The organism is Psychrobacter piscatorii (genome assembly GCF_904846415.1).
GTDB classification, from domain to species: Bacteria; Pseudomonadota; Gammaproteobacteria; order Pseudomonadales; family Moraxellaceae; genus Psychrobacter; species Psychrobacter piscatorii.
In genome coordinates this window covers 1-571 of sequence record NZ_CAJHAR010000108.1, presented here as the reverse complement: position 1 = coordinate 571, position 571 = coordinate 1, and the positions used below count along the sequence as shown (strand labels likewise).

1 protein-coding gene is annotated in these 571 nt (G+C 36.6%); it reads left to right on the top strand.

Going from position 1 to position 571, the window contains the following annotated elements; genetic code table 11:
* Nucleotides 1-295: 295 nt before the first annotated feature.
* The coding region (locus JMX83_RS15085; protein ID WP_201603420.1) for a response regulator at nt 296-571 on the top strand (276 nt) is incomplete at its 3' end.

Sequence of the window (571 nt, the reverse complement as noted above, 5' to 3'; positions counted from 1 at the left end):
GTACAGATACCGACAGCAGTACTACTTTTTTGAATGAGCCGTGAATTTTCATATAAAGCCTCTTTTGTAAGTTGTTAGGTGTTTGAGTTATTAGGTCATTAAATTAATGACCTGTAAAAATAATTCATAGCTGCTAGATATTAGGAACGAGCCACTATGTTTCATTCATATAGATTAGCAAAAGAAGACTGACAATCTGATTACGAGCACATGACATTTTTGTCAGTTACAAAACGTTTTTGTCATCTATATTGATTAGGATGTCAAATAATCATAATCGTATTGAGGGGTTACTATGAAAATACTACTGGTAGAAGATGAGTTGAAACTAGGCGAGTATATAAAAAAAGGCTTAACGGAAACTGGTTTTATTGTTGATCATCACCTAACAGGCCTAGATGGCTATCATGCATTGATGACAGAAGAGTTTAGCGTGATCCTAATGGATGTGATGCTGCCTGATGTTAGTGGATTTGAGCTGGTGCGCAATTACCGAGCAGCGGGTAAGCAAACACCTGTGCTCTTTCTAACGGCAAAAGATGACTTAAGCGATAAAATAAAAGGGATTGAG